The organism is Klenkia terrae, assembly GCF_900491935.1.
Taxonomy (GTDB): Bacteria; Actinomycetota; Actinomycetes; order Mycobacteriales; family Geodermatophilaceae; genus Klenkia; species Klenkia terrae.
Genome location: NZ_UEXK01000004.1, coordinates 231,590 through 248,795, shown reverse-complemented (window position 1 = coordinate 248,795; position 17,206 = coordinate 231,590). Strand labels below are relative to the sequence as shown.

At 75.7% G+C, this 17,206-nt stretch carries 14 protein-coding genes and 1 pseudogene; all 15 read left to right on the top strand.

What is annotated here, in order from left to right; translation table 11 throughout:
* Window positions 1–1,854, top strand: a 1,854-nt coding sequence (locus tag LFA75_RS01395; RefSeq protein ID WP_318249951.1) for a peptidoglycan D,D-transpeptidase FtsI family protein, incomplete at its 5' end; no start/stop codon positions are given.
* 81 nt (window positions 1,855–1,935) lie between these two features.
* Window positions 1,936–3,426 (top strand): UDP-N-acetylmuramoyl-L-alanyl-D-glutamate--2,6-diaminopimelate ligase, encoded by a 1,491-nt coding sequence (locus LFA75_RS01390; protein WP_225231987.1) that lies wholly within the window; start codon window positions 1,936–1,938, stop codon window positions 3,424–3,426.
* Complete coding sequence (locus LFA75_RS01385; protein ID WP_225231986.1) at window positions 3,423–4,802, top strand: UDP-N-acetylmuramoyl-tripeptide--D-alanyl-D-alanine ligase; 1,380 nt, start codon at window positions 3,423–3,425, stop codon at window positions 4,800–4,802. The genes LFA75_RS01390 and LFA75_RS01385 overlap by 4 nt, the downstream gene beginning before the upstream one ends.
* Window positions 4,799–5,875, top strand: coding sequence for a phospho-N-acetylmuramoyl-pentapeptide-transferase (mraY, locus tag LFA75_RS01380; protein ID WP_225231985.1), 1,077 nt, complete (start codon window positions 4,799–4,801; stop codon window positions 5,873–5,875). The genes LFA75_RS01385 and mraY overlap by 4 nt, the downstream gene beginning before the upstream one ends.
* Entirely contained in the window at window positions 5,872–7,293 is a 1,422-nt protein-coding gene (gene murD / locus LFA75_RS01375) for a UDP-N-acetylmuramoyl-L-alanine--D-glutamate ligase (protein ID WP_225231984.1), read from the top strand. The genes mraY and murD overlap by 4 nt, the downstream gene beginning before the upstream one ends.
* A gap of 13 nt (window positions 7,294–7,306) precedes the next feature.
* Window positions 7,307–8,962 carry a putative lipid II flippase FtsW gene (gene ftsW / locus LFA75_RS01370; RefSeq protein ID WP_225231983.1) on the top strand — a complete coding sequence of 552 codons (1,656 nt, stop codon included), beginning with the start codon at window positions 7,307–7,309 and terminating at the stop codon, window positions 8,960–8,962.
* A gap of 149 nt (window positions 8,963–9,111) precedes the next feature.
* A complete protein-coding gene (locus LFA75_RS01365; RefSeq protein ID WP_455428469.1) occupies window positions 9,112–10,041 on the top strand; it encodes a UDP-N-acetylglucosamine--N-acetylmuramyl-(pentapeptide) pyrophosphoryl-undecaprenol N-acetylglucosamine transferase in 930 nt (309 codons plus the stop codon).
* Complete coding sequence (gene murC, locus LFA75_RS01360; protein WP_225231981.1) at window positions 10,038–11,474, top strand: UDP-N-acetylmuramate--L-alanine ligase; 1,437 nt, start codon at window positions 10,038–10,040, stop codon at window positions 11,472–11,474. The genes LFA75_RS01365 and murC overlap by 4 nt, the downstream gene beginning before the upstream one ends.
* 3 nt (window positions 11,475–11,477) lie before the next feature.
* The gene (locus LFA75_RS01355) at window positions 11,478–12,278 is read left to right on the top strand and encodes a cell division protein FtsQ/DivIB (RefSeq protein ID WP_225231980.1); all 801 of its coding nucleotides are present in this window, start codon (window positions 11,478–11,480) and stop codon (window positions 12,276–12,278) included.
* A gap of 19 nt (window positions 12,279–12,297) precedes the next feature.
* Window positions 12,298–12,879 carry a peroxidase-related enzyme gene (locus LFA75_RS01350; RefSeq protein WP_225231979.1) on the top strand — a complete coding sequence of 194 codons (582 nt, stop codon included), beginning with the start codon at window positions 12,298–12,300 and terminating at the stop codon, window positions 12,877–12,879.
* Between the two features lie 274 nt (window positions 12,880–13,153).
* Window positions 13,154–14,059, top strand: a pseudogene (gene ftsZ, locus LFA75_RS01345) (cell division protein FtsZ); the annotation flags it as partial.
* A gap of 544 nt (window positions 14,060–14,603) precedes the next feature.
* Window positions 14,604–15,293: a peptidoglycan editing factor PgeF gene (gene pgeF, locus LFA75_RS01340; RefSeq protein ID WP_225231978.1), complete on the top strand. Its 690-nt coding sequence runs from the start codon at window positions 14,604–14,606 to the stop codon at window positions 15,291–15,293.
* Window positions 15,290–15,997 (top strand): YggS family pyridoxal phosphate-dependent enzyme, encoded by a 708-nt coding sequence (locus tag LFA75_RS01335; RefSeq protein ID WP_225231977.1) that lies wholly within the window; start codon window positions 15,290–15,292, stop codon window positions 15,995–15,997. The genes pgeF and LFA75_RS01335 overlap by 4 nt, the downstream gene beginning before the upstream one ends.
* 71 nt (window positions 15,998–16,068) lie before the next feature.
* On the top strand, window positions 16,069–16,848 hold the full coding sequence (locus LFA75_RS23965) for a cell division protein SepF (protein ID WP_225231976.1): 780 nt from the start codon (window positions 16,069–16,071) through the stop codon (window positions 16,846–16,848).
* Between the two features lie 75 nt (window positions 16,849–16,923).
* Window positions 16,924–17,199 (top strand): YggT family protein, encoded by a 276-nt coding sequence (locus LFA75_RS01325; protein WP_225231975.1) that lies wholly within the window; start codon window positions 16,924–16,926, stop codon window positions 17,197–17,199.
* Window positions 17,200–17,206: the final 7 nt, after the last annotated feature.

The following is a 17,206-nucleotide window of genomic DNA, read 5'->3' as shown; positions in this document are numbered from 1 at the left end:
ACCGTGGACCGACGACCCGACCCGAGCCGGCGCCCGGTCCGGACCGGCACCCCCCGCCGTCCGGGCTCGCACGACGCCCTCCGCCCGCGGCGCGAGCCCGGCACCCGGCGCACCCGTGGGCTCTCGCCCGCCGTGCGCACCCGCCGGAACAAGGCCGGTCTGGGCATCCTGGTCGTGCTGCTGGTCGCCGTGGTGACCAAGCTCGTGGTCCTGCAGGGCATCGACGGCAGCGCCTACGCCCAGGCCGCCGAGACCGACCGGATGCGGGTGTTCGACATCGCCGCCATCCGCGGCGCGATCCTCGACCGGGACGGCAACCCGCTGGCCTACACCGTCGAGGCCAGCAAGGTCGTCGCCGACCCGACCATCGTCGAGGACCCGGAGCGGACGGCGCTCGCGCTGACCACCCTGCTCGGCGTCCCCACCTCCCAGCTGACCGAGGACCTCACCGCCGACGGCCGGTACTCCGTGCTCGCCGAGGACGTCGACACCGCCACCAGCGACCGGATCACCGACCTGGCGCTGCCCGGCATCGTGCTCGAGGACGACCCGGTGCGGCTCTACCCCGCCGGCACCGTCGGCGGGCAGGTCGTGGGCTTCGTCGGCCGGGACGGCGACGGCCTGGCCGGCATCGAGCAGCGCTACGACGACGTGCTGGCCGGCACCAACGGCCAGCGCCGGGTCGAGGTGGGCGCCGGCGGCGTCCCCATCCCCGCCGGCATCGACGAGTCCACCCCCGCCGAGGACGGCTCGTCGGTCTCGCTGACCATCGACGAGGACCTGCAGTACACGGTGCAGCAGCGGCTGGACCAGGCCTGCGCCGACGGCGCCACCACCCAGGGGTCCGCCGTCGTCCTGGACGTGCGCACCGGCGAGGTCGTCGCCATGGCCACCTGCCCGGGCTACGACCCGGCGCAGGCCGGCAGCACCGACCCCGAGCTGCTCGGCCTGCCCGCGGTCTCCGACGTCTTCGAGCCCGGCTCGGTGATGAAGGCGGTCACCCTCTCGGCGGCCATCGAGGAGGGCTACGCCACCCCCGACACCGTGCTCACCGTCCCGGGGCACATCCAGGCCGGGGACGTCGTCGTCACCGACGCCCACGACCACGCCCCGGTCGACTGGACGGTCACCGGCATCCTGGCCAAGTCCAGCAACGTCGGCACGATCATGCTGGCCCGCGAGGTCGGGGACGAGCGGCTCGAGGAGTACATGCGGGCCTTCGGCCTGGGCTCCACGACCGGGATCGAGCTGCCCGGCGAGAGCGCCGGCATCCTGCAGGACTCCGCCGACTGGACGGCGTCCCGGGCGGCCAACGTACCGATCGGCCAGGGCGTCTCGGTGACCGCGCTGCAGATGGCGTCGGTCTACCAGACCATCGCCAACGGCGGCGTCCGGATCCCGCCGCGGATCGTCTCCGCGGTCACCGCCCCCGACGGCACCGTGACCTCCGAGCAGCAGCCCGAGGGCACCCGGGTGGTCAGCGAGTCCACCGCCCAGCAGATGGCCTACATGCTCGAGGCCGTGGTCGGCCCCGGCGGCACCGCCCCGCTGGGCGAGGTGGACGGGTTCCGCGTCGCCGGCAAGACCGGCACCGCGCAGCGGGCCAACCCCGAGTGCGGCTGCTACGACGGCGGCGGCTACTTCACCACCTTCGTCGGGTTCGCCCCGGCCGACGCCCCGCAGTACGTCGTCGCCGTCGACCTGGAGCGTCCCTCCAGCGACGCCGAGGGCGGCCAGGTCGCCGCGCCGGTGTTCGCCGACGTCATGCGCTACGTGCTCACCGCCGACGGCGTGGTGCCCTCGGGCACCGCCCGCCCGGACTTCCAGCTGACCGGGACCGCGCCGACGAACTGACCGGCCGACGAACTGATCACCTGCGCTGATCACCGGGTCGATGCCCGGACCCGGCGTGCCCCGCCGCTAGATTGGGATCCCGTGAGCACCGCGCTGTCCGAGCTGGCCGACCTCGTCGGCGTGCCCGTCCAGGGCGATGCCGCCACCGAGCTGGTCGCGGTGAGCCTGGCCTCGGACCGGGTGCGCCCGGGGTCGCTGTTCGCCGCGCTGCCCGGCGCGAAGGCGCACGGCATCCGGTTCCTGCCGCAGGCGCTGGCCGCCGGCGCGGTCGCCGTCCTCACCGACCCCGAGGGCGCGGCCCAGGTGACCGACCAGGCCCTGCCGGTCTGCGTCGTGGCCGACCCGCGGGCGGTGCTCGGCGAGGTCGCGGCCCGGGTGCACGGCCGACCGGCCGACGACCTGGCGGTCATCGGCATCACCGGCACCAACGGCAAGACGACCACCGCCTACCTGGTCGAGGCCGGGCTGGCCGCCGCCGGCCGGACCAGCGGGCTGATCGGCACCGTGCAGATCCGCACCCGCGGCACCGGCCCGGACGGCGAGCCCGTGCTCACCGAGCTGTCCAGCGTGCGCACCACCCCCGAGGCCCCCGACCTGCACGCGCTGCTGGCCGGCATGCGCGACGCCGGGGTCTCCGCGGTGGTCATGGAGGTCTCCAGCCACGCCCTGGTGCTCGGCCGGGTCGGCGGTGTGCGCTTCGCCGCGGCCGGCTTCACCAACTTCTCCCGCGACCACCTGGACTTCCACGGCGACGAGGAGAGCTACTTCGCGGCCAAGGCGATGCTCTTCGACGGCCGGGCCGCCGTGGAGGTGGTCGACGTCGACGACGCGCACGCCCGCCGCCTCGTCCACCCGGGCACCGTGACGGTCTCGGGCCGGGGGAGCGAGGCGCACTGGCGGGCCACCGACGTCACCACCACCGAGGACGGCGGCTCGGCGTTCACGCTGCACACCCCGTCCGGCGGCCGGCACGCCGCGCGGCTCCGCCTGCCCGGCGGGTTCAACGTGGCCAACGCCGTCCTCGCCGTCGCCCTGCTCGACGCGGTCGGGGTGCCGGTGGCCGACGCGCTGACCGGCATCGCCGGCACCGTCGTCCCCGGCCGCATGGAGCCCGTGGACGCCGACCAGCCCTTCGTGGCCGTCGTGGACTACGCGCACACCCCCGACGCGGTGGCCACCGCGCTCGCCGCGCTCCGGGGCAGCACCCCGGGCCGGCTGATCACGGTGCTCGGCTGCGGCGGTGACCGGGACCCCGGCAAGCGCCCGGCCATGGGTGCCGCCGCCGCGGCCGGCAGTGACCTGCTGGTGGTCACCGACGACAACCCCCGCTCGGAGGACCCCGCGACCATCCGGGCCGCGATGCTGGCCGGGGTGCCGGCGGACACCGCGTGCGAGGTGCGCGAGGTGGGCGACCGGCGGGCCGCGATCGAGGCGGCGGTGGGCGCCGCGCGCGCGGGTGACACCCTGCTGCTGGCCGGCAAGGGCCACGAGAGCGGCCAGGAGGTCGCCGGGGTGGTCAGCGCCTTCGACGACCGGCTGGAACTCCGACGAGCACTGGGGGCACGGGCGTGATCGCACTGGGCCTGCACGAGGTCGCCGAGGCGGTGGGCGGCGTGCTCACCGGCGCGGACCCGACGGCGGTGGGCACGGTGACCGGGAAGGTGACCGTCGACTCCCGCACCGTCGCGGCCGGCGACCTGTACGTGGCGCTGCCGGGGGAGCGGGTGGACGGCCACGACTTCGTCGCCGCGGCCGTGGCCGCCGGCGCGGTCGGCGCGCTGGGCACCCGGCCCCAGGAGGGCGCCGTGGTCGTGGTCGTCGAGGACCCGGTCGTCGCGCTGGGCCGGCTGGCGCACGCCGTGCACGCCCGGCTGCCCGAGCTGACGACGATCGGCATCACCGGTTCCTCGGGCAAGACCTCAACCAAGGACCTGCTGGGCCAGGTGCTCGGCCGGGTCGGGGCCACGGTCAGCCCGCCCGGCTCGTTCAACAACGACATCGGCCTGCCGCTCACCGTGCTCACCGCCCAGCCGGGCACCCGGTACCTGGTGCTGGAGATGGGCGCCCGCGGCCCGGGGCACATCGCCCGGCTCTGCGCGGTGGCCCGGCCCGCGATCGGCGTCGTGCTCAACGTCGGCTCGGCCCACCTGGGCGAGTTCGGCAGCGCCGACGCGATCGCCGCGGCCAAGGGCGAGCTGGCCGAGGCGGCCACCGGCACGGCCGTGCTCAACGCCGACGACCCGCGGGTCGCCGCGATGGCCGACCGCACCGGTGCCCGGGTCCTGCTGACCGGCACCGGCCCGGACGCCGACGTCCGGGCCACCGACGTCGAGCTGGACGACGCCGCCCGGGCCCGCTTCACCCTGCACGCCGGCGGCGCCGCCCGGCCGGTCGCGCTGCAGGTCGTGGGCGCCCACCAGGTGGCCAACGCGCTGTCCGCCGCCGGGGCCGCGCTGGCCGCCGGGCTCGACCTGGAGCAGGTCGCGGCCGGGCTGTCGGCCGCGGTGCCGCAGAGCCGCTGGCGGATGGAGGTCACCACCCGCCCCGACGGCGTGGTGGTGGTCAACGACGCCTACAACGCCAACCCCGAGTCGATGCGGGCCGCCCTGGCGGCGGTCCGCGGCATGACGGGCACCCGCCGGGTCGCCGTCCTCGGCGCGATGGGCGAGCTGGGCGCCGGCGCCGACGAGGAGCACCGGCGGCTGGGCGCGGCCGCCGCGGACGCCGTCGACCTGGTCGTCGCCGTCGGCCCCGACGCCGCGGCGATCGCCGCGGCGCGGGAGGGCTCGCTGCACGTGCCGGACCGGGCCGCCGCCCGCCGGCTGCTCGCGGAGGTGCTGGTCCCGGGCGACGTCGTCCTGGTGAAGGCATCCCGCGCCTACGGCCTGGAGCTGCTGGCCGCCGACCTGATCGCCGACGGGGTCACCACCGGGAGAACTCAGCCGTGAAGTCCGTCCTCATCGCCGCCGCCGTCGGGCTGATCGTATCGATCCTGCTCACCCCGGTGGCCATCAAGACCTTCCGCCGGCAGGGCTTCGGCCAGGAGATCCGGGACGACGGTCCCGAGAGCCACCTGTCGAAGAAGGGCACGCCCACGATGGGCGGCACGGTCATCGTGCTGGCCACGGTGATCGGCTACCTGGTGGCCCACCTGTTCCTGCTCGGGCAGCCCGGGCGCGGGGTCACCTCGACCGGACTGCTGCTGCTGTTCCTGCTGGTCGGGCTGGGCGTGGTCGGCTTCCTGGACGACTACCTCAAGATCCGGCACCGGCGCAGCCTGGGCCTGAACTCCACGGCCAAGCTGGTCGGCCAGACGGTGGTGGGGCTCAGCTTCGCGATCCTGGCGATCATCGAGATCGGCGGCCGCGCCCCGGTGGCCTCGACCAGCATCTCCTTCGTCCGGGAGATCGCCCCGCTGGCGCTGCCGTCTGCGGCGTTCGTGCTCTTCGCGCTGGTGTTCATCGCCGGGTTCTCCAACGCGGTCAACCTGACCGACGGCCTGGACGGCCTGGCCGCGGGCTGCTCGGCCATGGTGTTCGGCGCCTACGTCGTCATCTCCTTCTGGCAGTTCGGCCACGACTGCAGCACCGCCGCCGTGGAGGGCTGCTACACCGTCCGCGACCCGCTGGACGTCACGCTGGTCGCCGCCGCCGCGATGGGCGCCTGCCTGGGCTTCCTGTGGTGGAACACCTCGCCGGCCCGGATCTTCATGGGCGACACCGGTTCGCTGGCCCTGGGCGGGCTGATGGCCGGCATCGCCGTGGTCACCCGCACCGAGCTGCTGCTGGTCGTGCTCGGCGGTCTCTTCGTGGCCGTCACCCTCTCGGTGGCCATCCAGATCGCGTTCTTCAAGGCCACCCGACGGCGGGTCTTCCGGATGGCACCGCTGCACCACCACTTCGAGCTGGCCGGGTGGGCCGAGAACACCGTGATCGTGCGGTTCTGGCTGGTGACGGGCATGGCCGTCGCCTTCGGCATCGGCGCCTTCTACGCCGACTGGCTCTCCCTCACCGGCCTGTGACCGGCCCGCTGGGTCGGGTCCTGGTTTGCGGGCTCGGCGTCTCCGGCGCCGCCGCCGCCCGGGTGCTGCTGGCCCGCGGGGACACCGTGCTGCTGGCCGACGCCGGCACCCCCGCCGTCCGGGCCGAGCTCGAGGCCGCCGGCGCCACCTGGCTGGGTGCCACCGACCGCTGCCCGGACGACGTCGACCTGGTCGTCACCTCCCCGGGCTGGCGCCCGGACTCCCCGCTGCTGGTGTCGGCCGCCGCGGCCGGCGTCGAGGTGGTCGGCGAGCCCGAGCTGGCCTGGCGGCTCCGGCTGCCGCTGGCCGGCGGCGAGCCCGCGCCCTGGTACGCCGTCACCGGCACCAACGGCAAGACCACCACGGTCACCATGCTCGAGGCGCTGCTGCTGGCCGGGGGCCGACGGGCGGTGGCGGCGGGCAACGTCGGCCGCCCGCTGGTCGAGGTGGTCACCGCCCTGGACGACGACGGCGCCCCGGCCTTCGACGCGGTCGCGGTCGAGCTGTCGTCGTTCCAGCTGCACTGGTCCAGCTCGCTGGCCCCGGCCGCGGCGGCGGTGCTCAACGTCGCCGACGACCACGTCGACTGGCACGGCAGCCCGCAGGCCTACCGGGACGCCAAGGCCAAGGTGCTCGAGCGGGCCCCGGTCGCGGTGGCCGACGCCGGCGACCCGGTCGCCTCCTCGCTGGTCGCGACGCACCGGCACCCGGTCACCGTGACCGCGGGGGAGCCGGCCGCCGGTCAGCTGGGCGTGCGGGCCGGGGTGCTGGTGGACCGCGCCTTCGCCGACGACCCGGCCGGCGAGGTGCTGCTGGCCGCCGACCGGCTGCAGGTGGCCGGCCCGCACAACGTGGTCAACGCCCTGGTCGCCGCGGCGCTCGCCCGGGTCGCCGGGGTGTCGGCGGCCGACATCGGCACCGGGCTGGCCGGCTTCCGCGGCGGCGCGCACCGCAACGTGCTGGTGGGCGCGGTGGACGGCGTGGACTACGTCGACGACTCCAAGGCGACCAACCCGCACGCCGCGGCTGCGTCGCTGGCCGCCTACCCCCGGGTGGTCTGGATCGCCGGCGGGCTGCTCAAGGGCGCCGACGTCGACCCGCTGGTCGCCGCGGTGGCCCCGCGGCTGGCCGGCGTCGTGCTGCTGGGCCGCGACCGGGAGGTGCTGGCCAGGTCGCTGGCGCGACACGCCCCCGCGGTCCCACGGATCGTCGTCCCCAGCGGCGACGATGTCGGTGTGGCTGGTGTGACGAGCGGGACGGCTGAGGCGGTGATGGTCCAGGTGGTGCACGCGGCTGCCGAGCTGGCCCGTCCCGGCGACACCGTCCTGCTGGCACCGGCCGCCGCGTCCATGGACGTGTTCACCGACTACGGGCACCGCGGCCGCGCCTTCACCGACGCGGTGCGCGCCCTGCACTGACGGGGGTACCGGCATGGCCGCCACCACGACCGGCACGGACCGAACCACGACGGGCGCCACGAGGGGCACCGCCACCACCGCGACGGCACCGCGGGCCTCCCGCGGCGCCCAGCGCGGCGCGCGGGTCCCCCGCGAGCCGGTGTTCCGGGCCCCCGCCTGGCTCGACGGGCCCATGACCAGCACCTACCTCGTGCTCGGCTCGGCCGGGCTGCTGCTGGCCATCGGGCTGGTCATGGTGTTCTCGGCCTCCAGCGTCGAGGCCGCGCTGGACGACCAGCCCGCTTGGCTGCCCGGCGTCCGGCAGCTGACGTTCGCCGTCCTCGGGCTGCTGCTGGCCCTGGTCGCCGTGCGGATGCCGGTCGGGCACCTGCGCCGGTGGTCCGGCGTCGCCCTGCTGGTGGCCGCCGTCCTGCTGCTGGCGGTGCTGGTCCCCGGGATCGGCAAGGAGCTCAACGGCGCGCGGCAGTGGATCAACCTGGGCGTGGCCGACTTCCAGCCCTCGGAGTTCGCCAAGCTGGCCTTCGCGCTGTGGGGCGCGCACATCATCGCCGTCCGCGAGCGGTGGCTGACCACCAAGTCGCTGCTGGTCCCCGTCGTCCCGGCGTTCGTGGTCTTCGCCGCGCTGCTGCTGGCCGAGCCCGACATGGGCGCGACCGTCGGCCTGGGCCTCGTCGTGGCCGGCCTGCTGTGGACCGGTGGCCTGCCCGGCCGCTGGATCGCCGGGCTCGGGCTGCTCGCCGTCGTCGGGATCGCGATCACCGCGCTGTCGGCGTCCTACCGCGCGGCCCGCCTGTTCTCCTTCCTGGACCCGTTCGCCGACGCGGAGAACGGCGGCTTCCAGGCGATCAAGGGTCTCTACGCGCTGGCCACCGGCGGGTTCTGGGGCGTCGGGCTGGGCAACAGCCGGATGAAGTGGAACCTGCTGCCGCACGCCGAGAGCGACTACATCTTCGCCATCATCGGCGAGGAGCTGGGCTTCCTCGGCTGCCTGGTGGTGATCACGCTGTACGGCGTGCTGGCCTACGCCGGCTTCCGGATCGCCCGCACCTCCACCGACCGCTTCATCCAGCTCGCCAGCACCGCCATCACCGTCTGGCTGATCGGCCAGGCGCTGATCAACATGGGCTACGTGGTCGGCCTGCTCCCGGTGACCGGTGTGACGCTCCCGCTGATCTCCGCCGGGGGCACCTCGCTGGTGCTGACGCTGTTCATCGTCGGGCTCCTCGTCCGGTTCGCCCGGGCCGAGCCCGACGCGATCGAGCACCTGCGGGCGCACCGCCGGTCGCACCCGGTCGGCCGGCTCGGCCGGCTGGGCCGCTGGCTGGTCCCGGTGCCCGAGCACGCCGTCGCCCCGCTGCCCACCCTGGGTCGGCGCAGCACCCCGCCGCCGGTCGAGGGCCGTGGCGGCCGTCGGCCGACCGGGCGCACCGTCGCCCGGGTCCGCGAGGACGACCCGGGCCGGGCAGCACGCGCCGCCCGTCCCGACCGCACCGCCCGTCCCGACCGCGATGCCCGTGCCGAGCGCGCCGCCCGCCCCGACCGCGCTGCCCGGCCGGCGCCCCGCGAGCGCCTGCCCGAACGGGCCGGTCAGCGGGTCGGTCAGCGGGTCGGCGCCGGTGCCGGCGAGCCGCCCCGGGTGCCCCGGGACCGGCCGCGCCGTCCGCGCTGAGCACCGACCCTGTGAGACTGACCCCGTGCTCTCCGCACCANGCGGACGCGCCGGCGGCGCCAGATGGGTATAAGAGCCAGCCCCCCGTCCGCACCCGGCCGGTCAGCGTCGTGCTGGCCGGCGGGGGAACCGGCGGGCACATCGAGCCCATGCTGGCCCTCGCCGACGCCCTCGTCCGGCGCACCACCGCCCCCGGCGGCACCCCGCGGGCGGGAACCAGCCGGGTCTCCATGCCCCGGGCGGTGGCCGAGACCCGGGCGCTGCTGGCCGAGCTGGAGGCCGACGTCGTCGTCGGCTTCGGCGGCTACGTGGCGCTGCCGGCCTACCTGGCCGCCCGCCGGTCGGGCATCCCGGTGGTCGTGCACGAGCAGAACCCGCTCCCCGGGCTGGCCAACCGGGTGGGGGCCCGGCTGGCCGCCGCGGTCGCCGTCACCACCCCGGGCACCCCGCTGCGCGGTGCGGTGCACACGGGCATGCCGCTGCGCCCGGCGATCACCGGCCTGGACCGCGCGGCGCTGCGGGCGGAGGCCCGGGAGCACTTCGGCCTGGACGCCGACCGGCCCACCCTGCTGGTCTTCGGCGGCTCCCAGGGCGCCCGCTCGCTGAACACCGCCGCCACCGGTGCCGCCGCAGAGCTCCGGGCGGCCGGGATCCAGGTGCTGCACGCCCGCGGCCCCAAGAACACCGAGGTGGCCGTGCCCGCCGGGGAGGTGCCCTACGTGGTGGTGGACTACCTGGAGCGGATGGACCTCGCCTACGCCGCCGCCGACCTGGCGCTGTGCCGGTCGGGCGCGGTGAGCGTGGCCGAGCTGTCGGCGGTGGGCCTGCCCGCCGCGTTCGTGCCGCTGCCGATCGGCAACGGCGAGCAGCGCCGCAACGCGTTGCCGGTCGTCGAGGCCGGCGGCGGGCTGCTGGTGGACGACGCCGAGCTGTCCCCGGCCTGGATCGGGTCCACGCTGGTGCCCGTGCTCACCGACCCCGCCCGCCTGTCCGAGCTGTCCCGGCACGCCGCGGCCGCCGGCGTGCCCGACGCCGACGAGGAGCTGGCCGACCTGACCCTCTCGGTGGTGCGGGCATGAGCGCCGCCGACGTCGCCGCCTGGACCGACCCGATCCCCGCCCTCGACGAGCTGGGCGCGGTGCACTTCATCGGCATCGGCGGGGCCGGGATGAGCGGCATCGCCCGCATCCTGCTGGCCCGCGGCGTCGCGGTGTCCGGCAGCGACCGGCGCAGCACGCCCACCCTGCTGGCGCTGGCCGCGCTCGGCGCCCGCACCGAGGTCGGCCACGACGCCGCGCACCTGGGCGACGCGGCCACCGTGGTCGTCTCCACCGCCATCCGGCCGGACAACCCGGAGCTGGCCGCGGCGCGCGAGCGCGGGCTGCGGGTGCTGCCCCGGGCGGTCGCGCTGGCGGCCGTGATGGCCGGCCGGCGCAGCGTCGCCGTCGCCGGCACGCACGGCAAGACCTCCACCACCTCGATGCTCACCGTCGCCGTGCAGGCGTGCGGGGCCGACCCGTCCTTCGCCATCGGCGGGGACCTCAACGAGTCCGGCTCCAACGCGCACGCCGGCACCGGGGACGTCTTCGTCGCCGAGGCCGACGAGAGCGACCGGTCGTTCCTCCTGCTGGCGCCCTACGCCGGAATCGTGACCAACGTCGAGGCCGACCACCTGGACAACTACGGCGACCTGGCCGCGGTGGAGGCCGCCTTCGACCGGTTCGTCACCACCGTCGACCCGGCCGGGTTCGTGGTGCTGTGCGCCGACGACCCGGGCTCGGCCCGGCTGCGCGAGGTGCCCACCGGCGGCGCCCGGGTGGTCACCTACGGGTTCGCCGACGGGGTCGACCTGCAGCTGCGCGACCTCGTGGTGGGGCCCGAGGGCACCAGCTGGACGGCGGTGCACAACGGCGTCGAGCTGGGCCGGGTGACCCTGCGGCTGCCCGGCGCGCACATGGCGCTCAACAGCGCCGCGGCCCTCCTGGCCGGGCTCGAGCTGGGCTTCCCGGCCAGCGGCCTGCTCGCCGGTCTGGCCCGGTTCGGCGGGGTGCACCGGCGGTTCGAGCTCAAGGGAGTCGCGGCCGGCGTGCGGGTCTACGACGACTACGCCCACCACCCCACGGAGGTCGACGCGCAGCTGCGGGCCGCCCGCGCGGTGGTCGGCGACGGTCGGCTGGTGGTGCTCTTCCAGCCGCACCTCTACAGCCGCACCAGCGAGTTCGCCACCGGCTTCGGGCGGGCCCTCGGCCTGGCCGACGAGGTCGTGGTGATGGACGTCTACGGCGCCCGCGAGGACCCGGTGCCCGGCGTGACCGGTGCCCTGGTCGCCGACGCCGTCCCGCTGCCGGCCGGGCAGGTGCGCTTCGAGCCGTCCTGGTCGGCCGCGGCCGGGGTGATGGCCGAGCGCGCCCGGTCCGGGGACCTGCTGCTCACCATGGGTGCCGGGGACGTCGTCATGGTCGGTCCGGAGATCCTGGCCGCCCTGGCCGAGCGCGCGGACGGGGTGCGGTAGGTCGTGCCGCGGACGGGCAGCACCACCCGGGACCGCCACCGCGGTCCGTGCCGGGGTGCTGCCGGGCGACCCGGTGGGGGAGTCACCCGGATCCGGCCGCGCCGGCCCCCGCTGGGCCCGCGCCGCCGCCGGCTGCTGATCGCGGGCACGGTCGCCGTCCTGGTCGCCGTCCTGGCCTGGGTGGTGCTGGCCAGCCCGCTGCTGGCCGTGCGCACCGTGCAGGTGGACGGCGCGACCACGCTGTCCGCCGACGAGGTCCGGGAGGCCGCCGGGGTGGCCCCGGGCACCCCGCTGGTCCGGGTCGACACCGAGGCCGCCGCGGCCCGGGTGGCGGCGCTGCCCCAGGTGGCCGACGCCGAGGTCACCCGGGGCTGGCCGGACCGGGTGGTGGTGACCCTGCGCGAGCGGGTGCCGGTCGCGGTGGTCTCCACCGCCGGCACCCGGTCCCTGGTCGACGCCGGCGGCACCCTCTTCGACACCATCACCGGGGACGCCCCGGCCGGGGTGGTGCCGCTGCAGGTCGCCGACCCCGGGCCCGACGACCGGGCGACCCGGGCGGCGCTGGCGGCGATCGTGTCGCTGCCGGCCGCGGTGCTGCCGCAGGTCACCGAGGTGGTGGCCACCGGCGCCGACGACGTGACCCTGACGCTGACCGACGGGACCAGCGTGCTGTGGGGGAGCGCGGCCGACGCGGCCCGCAAGGGGCAGGTGCTGGCCGCCGTCCTCGACCAGCTGGCCGCCGGCACCCTCGACCCGGCCACCCAGATCGACGTGAGCTCGCCCGAGGAGGTCGTGCTGCGCTGAGCGGTGCAGGGTGGGGCCCATGAGCGCACCGATCTCCCGGTTCCCCGTGCCCGCCCGCGCCGACCTGCCCGCCGACCTGCGCGAGCGGTTCGACGGCGTCGAGGAGAAGTCCGGGTTCCTGCCCAACGTCTTCGCCGCCCTGTCCCACCGGCCCGACGAGGCCCGGGCGTTCTTCGCGATGCACGACGCACTGATGGACAAGGAGACCCCCGGGCTGTCCAAGGCCGACCGCGAGGTCGTCGTGGTGGCCACCAGCGCGGCCAACGACTGCCTGTACTGCGTGGTGGCGCACGGGGCGATCGCCCGGATCCGGTCCCGCGACCCCTACCTGGCCGACCAGGTCGCCGTCGACCGGCGCAAGGCACCGCTGGACCCGCGGATGCACGCCGTCCTCGACGTCGCCGTCCGGCTGGCCGTCGCGCCGGCCGAGGTCACCGCGGCCGACCTGGACGCCCTGCGCGGGCACGGCCTCACCGAGGACGACGTCTGGGACGTCGGCGCGATCGTGAGCTTCTTCGCGCTGTCCAACCGGTTGGCGCACTGGGCGGCGATCCCGCCGAACCCGGAGTTCTTCCTCATGGGCCGGCAGCCGCGGAGCTAGCGCGACACGCCCGGGCCGCGACGGGTGAGCAAAATCTGCCCGGGCCCGGTCTCCACCCCAGGATGAGACGTCGACGGCGCGGGTCGTCACGAGGCGTGAGACCGGTGTGACGCACGGGTCGCCGGGGACGGACGGGCTGCGGGGGACCGACACGCCGTGCTCGCCGGGGGTGCTGGCGTCGGGCAACCTGCCCACCTAGCGTCGCTCCCATCGCCCTAGTTGACATAACTATAAGGCTTAACCTGAGGATGAGGGTCCAGTTGGGGAGCGCAGCATGACACCTCCGCACAACTACCTCGCGGTCATCAAGGTCGTCGGCATCGGCGGCGGCGGGGTGAACGCGGTCAACCGCATGATCGAGGTCGGCCTCAAGGGGGTCGAGTTCATCGCGATCAACACCGACGCGCAGGCGTTGCTGATGAGCGATGCCGACGTCAAGCTCGACGTCGGCCGCGAGCTCACCCGCGGCCTGGGCGCCGGCGCCCAGCCCGACGTGGGCCGGCAGGCCGCCGAGGACCACCGCGAGGAGATCGAAGAGGTGCTCAAGGGCGCCGACATGGTCTTCGTGACCGCCGGCGAGGGTGGTGGCACCGGCACCGGCGGCGCGCCCGTCGTGGCGTCCATCGCCCGCAAGCTCGGGGCGCTGACCATCGGCGTGGTCACCCGTCCGTTCTCCTTCGAGGGCAAGCGGCGGGCCGTGCAGGCCGAGTCGGGCATCGACGAGCTGCGCAACGAGTGCGACACGCTGATCGTGATCCCGAACGACCGGCTGCTGCAGCTCGGCGACCGGAACGTGTCCGTCATGGACGCCTTCCGCACCGCCGACCAGGTGCTGCTGTCCGGTGTGCAGGGCATCACCGACCTGATCACCACGCCCGGCCTGATCAACCTGGACTTCGCCGACGTCAAGTCGGTCATGTCCGGGGCGGGCTCGGCGCTGATGGGCATCGGCAGCGCCCGCGGGGACAACCGCGCGCTGCTGGCCGCCGAGCAGGCGATCGCCTCGCCGCTGCTGGAGGCCTCGATGGAGGGCGCCCACGGCGTCCTGCTGTCGATCTCCGGCGGCTCGGACCTGGGTCTGTTCGAGATCAACGAGGCCGCCTCGCTGGTCTCCGACGCCGCCCACGCCGACGCCAACATCATCTTCGGCGCCGTCATCGACGACGCCCTGGGTGACGAGGTCCGGGTGACGGTCATCGCGGCCGGGTTCGACAACGGCAAGCCCAGCGGCGCGGCCCGCAAGGACGCCCAGCCCGCCGCGGCGCCCCCGGTGGCCACCGCACCTGCCCAGCCGCAGCAGCGGCCGGTCCAGCCCGCCCCGATGGCTCCGCGCCAGACCGGCGAGCGCCTGGTGCAGCAGTCCCAGCCCGCCCCCCGGACCCCTCCCTTTTCTACACCTCTCCCAGCCCCCGACACCCGCGAGGACCTCCGCTTCCCTCTTTTCCTCGACAATCACACACACCCCTCTCCCCGCNNCCCCAGCAGGGTGGTGGGATCACCGTCCCGCCGCTGCCGCCGGTGCAGGGCCAGGGTGCCCGTCGTCCGCTGTCCTCGGACGACTTCGAGGAGGAGCTCGACATCCCCGAGTTCCTGCGGTCCCAGTAAGGAGAAGGACCTCGGTGCCCCCCACACCTCGCAGGCTCGGCGCGGGACCCTGCACCGAGGCCGTTCCAGCAGGTCGCGGCCCGGCCGCCCCGCCGACCCGGTCCCCCCGCCCCCGGCGGGTGGTCACCGATCGGCGGGGCGGCCGTTCGTCGTCCCCGTACGACGCCTTCAACCTCGGCGGCCACGTCGGGGACGACCCCGACGACGTCGCGGCCAACCGGGCGCGGCTGGCCCGGGAGCTGCGCGTCGACCCGGCCGCCCTGGTCTGGATGGACCAGGTGCACGGCACCGACGTGGTGGTCGTCGACGGGCCGCAGACCGGCCCGCCGCCGCAGGCCGACGCCCTGGTCACCGCGACCCCCGGGCTGGTGCTCTGCGTGCTGGTCGCCGACTGCGTGCCGGTGCTGCTGGCCGACCCGGTCGCCGGCGTCGTCGCCGCGGTGCACGCCGGCCGCGAGGGCGTGCGGCAGGGCGTGGTGCCCGCCGCGCTGGCCGCGATGGCCCGGCTCGGCTCGCGACCGGGTGACGTGCAGGCGCTGCTCGGCCCGGCCGTGTGCGGCGCCGACTACGAGGTGCCCCGGGCGATGCAGGTGCAGGTGGCCCGGGTCGCGAAGGACGCCGCGGTCACCTCCCGCACCGGGACCCCGGCGCTGGACCTGCGCGCCGGGCTCACCCAGGTCCTCCGCGCGGGCGGTGTCGGCCAGGTCGTGCAGGACCCGCGGTGCACCGTCGAGGACCGCCGGCTGTTCTCCCACCGCCGCGACGGCGTCACCGGCCGGCAGGCGGGCGTCGTCTGGCTCGAGGCGTGAAGGACCCCGCCGGCGCCCTGGCCGCCGTCCGGGCCCGGGTCGACGCCGCGGCCCGCTCGGCCGGGCGGGACCCCGCCGAGGTCGCGCTGCTGGCCGTGAGCAAGACCTGGCCGGTCGCCGACGTGGTGGCCCTGGCCGAGCTCGGGCAGCGGGAGTTCGCCGAGAACAAGGTGCAGGACCTCGTCGCCAAGGCCGAGGAGCTGGCCCACTTGGACCTGCGCTGGCACCTGGTCGGCCAGCTGCAGCGCAACAAGGCCACCGCGGTGGTCGGCGTCGGCGCGGTGGTGCAGTCGGTGGACCGGGTCTCCCTGGTCGAGCGGTTGGCCGGGGTGGCCGAGCGGGCCGAGCTGGTCACCGAGGTGTTCGTCCAGGTGGACCTGGGCGGGCCCGAGGGGCGGACCGCCGCCCGGGGCGGGGTGGCACCGGAGCACGCCGCCGAGCTCGCCGACGAGGTGGCTGGCCACCCGTCGCTGCGGCTGCGCGGGTTGATGGCCGTGGCCCCGCGCGAGGGCGCCCCGGGCCCGGCCTTCGAGCGGCTGGCCGCCCTGGCGGCCCGGGTGCGCAGCGACCACCCGGGGGCCGCGGAGCTGTCGGCGGGCATGTCGGCCGACCTGGAGGCAGCCGTGGCCGCGGGCGCCACGCTGGTGCGTGTCGGAACCGCACTGTTCGGCGACCGCGCCCTAGCCTCCGGATCAGGACCGTAGGACACACCAGGCACCACCGTCACACGGGTCCCACCAGTCACGGATGACGACCAGCAGAGAGGGGCCCTTCGATGGCCGGCGCCATGCGCAAGATGGGCATCTACCTCGGACTCGTCGAGGACGACGACACCCGGGCCGCCTACGGGCGGTACGACGCGCGACAGTCCGACTACGACGACCGCCCCGAGCGGCGTGCCGACCGGCGCGCCACCGACCGGGACCGGTACGAGCACGACAGCCGGTACGACGACCGGTACGACACGACCTACCCGTCGGCGGAGTACCCCTCGGAGGAGCTGCCGGCCGAGGTGCTGGCCACCCCGCCGGTCGCCGAGCCCGCACTGCCCCGGCGGACCGGCCCGCGCCGGCTCGACCTCGCCGCACCGGCGACGGTCGGCCCGCGGCTGACCGGTGCCTCCCGCTCCGGCGGGTCGGCCCTGGCCGGCAGCTCCGCGCTGTCGGGCGGCACCGCCACCTCCGGCCCCGTGGGGGCCACCGCGGCGGCCCTGCAGGCCCCCGAGCCGGCTCCGGTGCCCGCGCCCGTGGTCACCCCGCCGGCACCGGCCCCCAAGGGCTACCGGATCACCACGCTGAACCCGCAGACCTACAACGAGGCGCGCACCATCGGCGAGCGCTTCCGCGAGGGCGACGCGGTGCTCATGAACCTGGCCGAGATGGACGACGCGGACGCCAAGCGGCTCGTCGACTTCGCCGCCGGACTGTCCTTCGGCCTGCACGGTAGTATCGAGCGGGTCACGGCCAAGGTGTTCCTGCTCTCCCCGGCCGGCACCGCCGTGACCGCCGAGGACAAGGCCCGGATCCGCGAGGGCGGGTTCGTCAGCCAGTCCTGACCCCATCGGCTGCCGGCGGGCACCCGTCCGCCCAGCCCCGAACGAGCGAGGACCGTGTCCCTTCTCCTGCAGATCGTGTCATCGGTCCTGCTCGTCTTCCTGATCCTGCTGTTCGCCCGCTTCGTGGTGGACTGGGTGATGGTCCTGGCCCGCAGCTGGCGCCCCTCGGGTGCCGTCGCCGCGGGCCTGGAGGTCGTCTACGCAGCCACCGATCCGCCGCTGAAGGCGGTCCGGAAGGTCATCCCGCCGTTGAACCTGGGCAGCATCAGGTTGGACCTCGGGTTTATGGTGCTCCTGATCGCCGTGTTCATCCTGCGCGGCATCGTCGATTCACTGGCTGCGTCCGTGTGACCAGTTC

Bases quoted from the DNA above. Each gene is read 5' to 3' on its own strand.
- ftsW (WP_225231983.1), top strand. From the start codon at position 7,307: ATGGCCGCCACCACGACCGGCACGGACCGAACCACGACGGGCGCCACG.
- LFA75_RS01365 (WP_455428469.1), top strand. From the start codon at position 9,112: ATGCTGGCCCTCGCCGACGCCCTCGTCCGGCGCACCACCGCCCCCGGC.
- murC (WP_225231981.1), top strand. From the start codon at position 10,038: ATGAGCGCCGCCGACGTCGCCGCCTGGACCGACCCGATCCCCGCCCTC.
- LFA75_RS01350 (WP_225231979.1), top strand. From the start codon at position 12,298: ATGAGCGCACCGATCTCCCGGTTCCCCGTGCCCGCCCGCGCCGACCTG.
- LFA75_RS23965 (WP_225231976.1), top strand. From the start codon at position 16,069: ATGGCCGGCGCCATGCGCAAGATGGGCATCTACCTCGGACTCGTCGAG.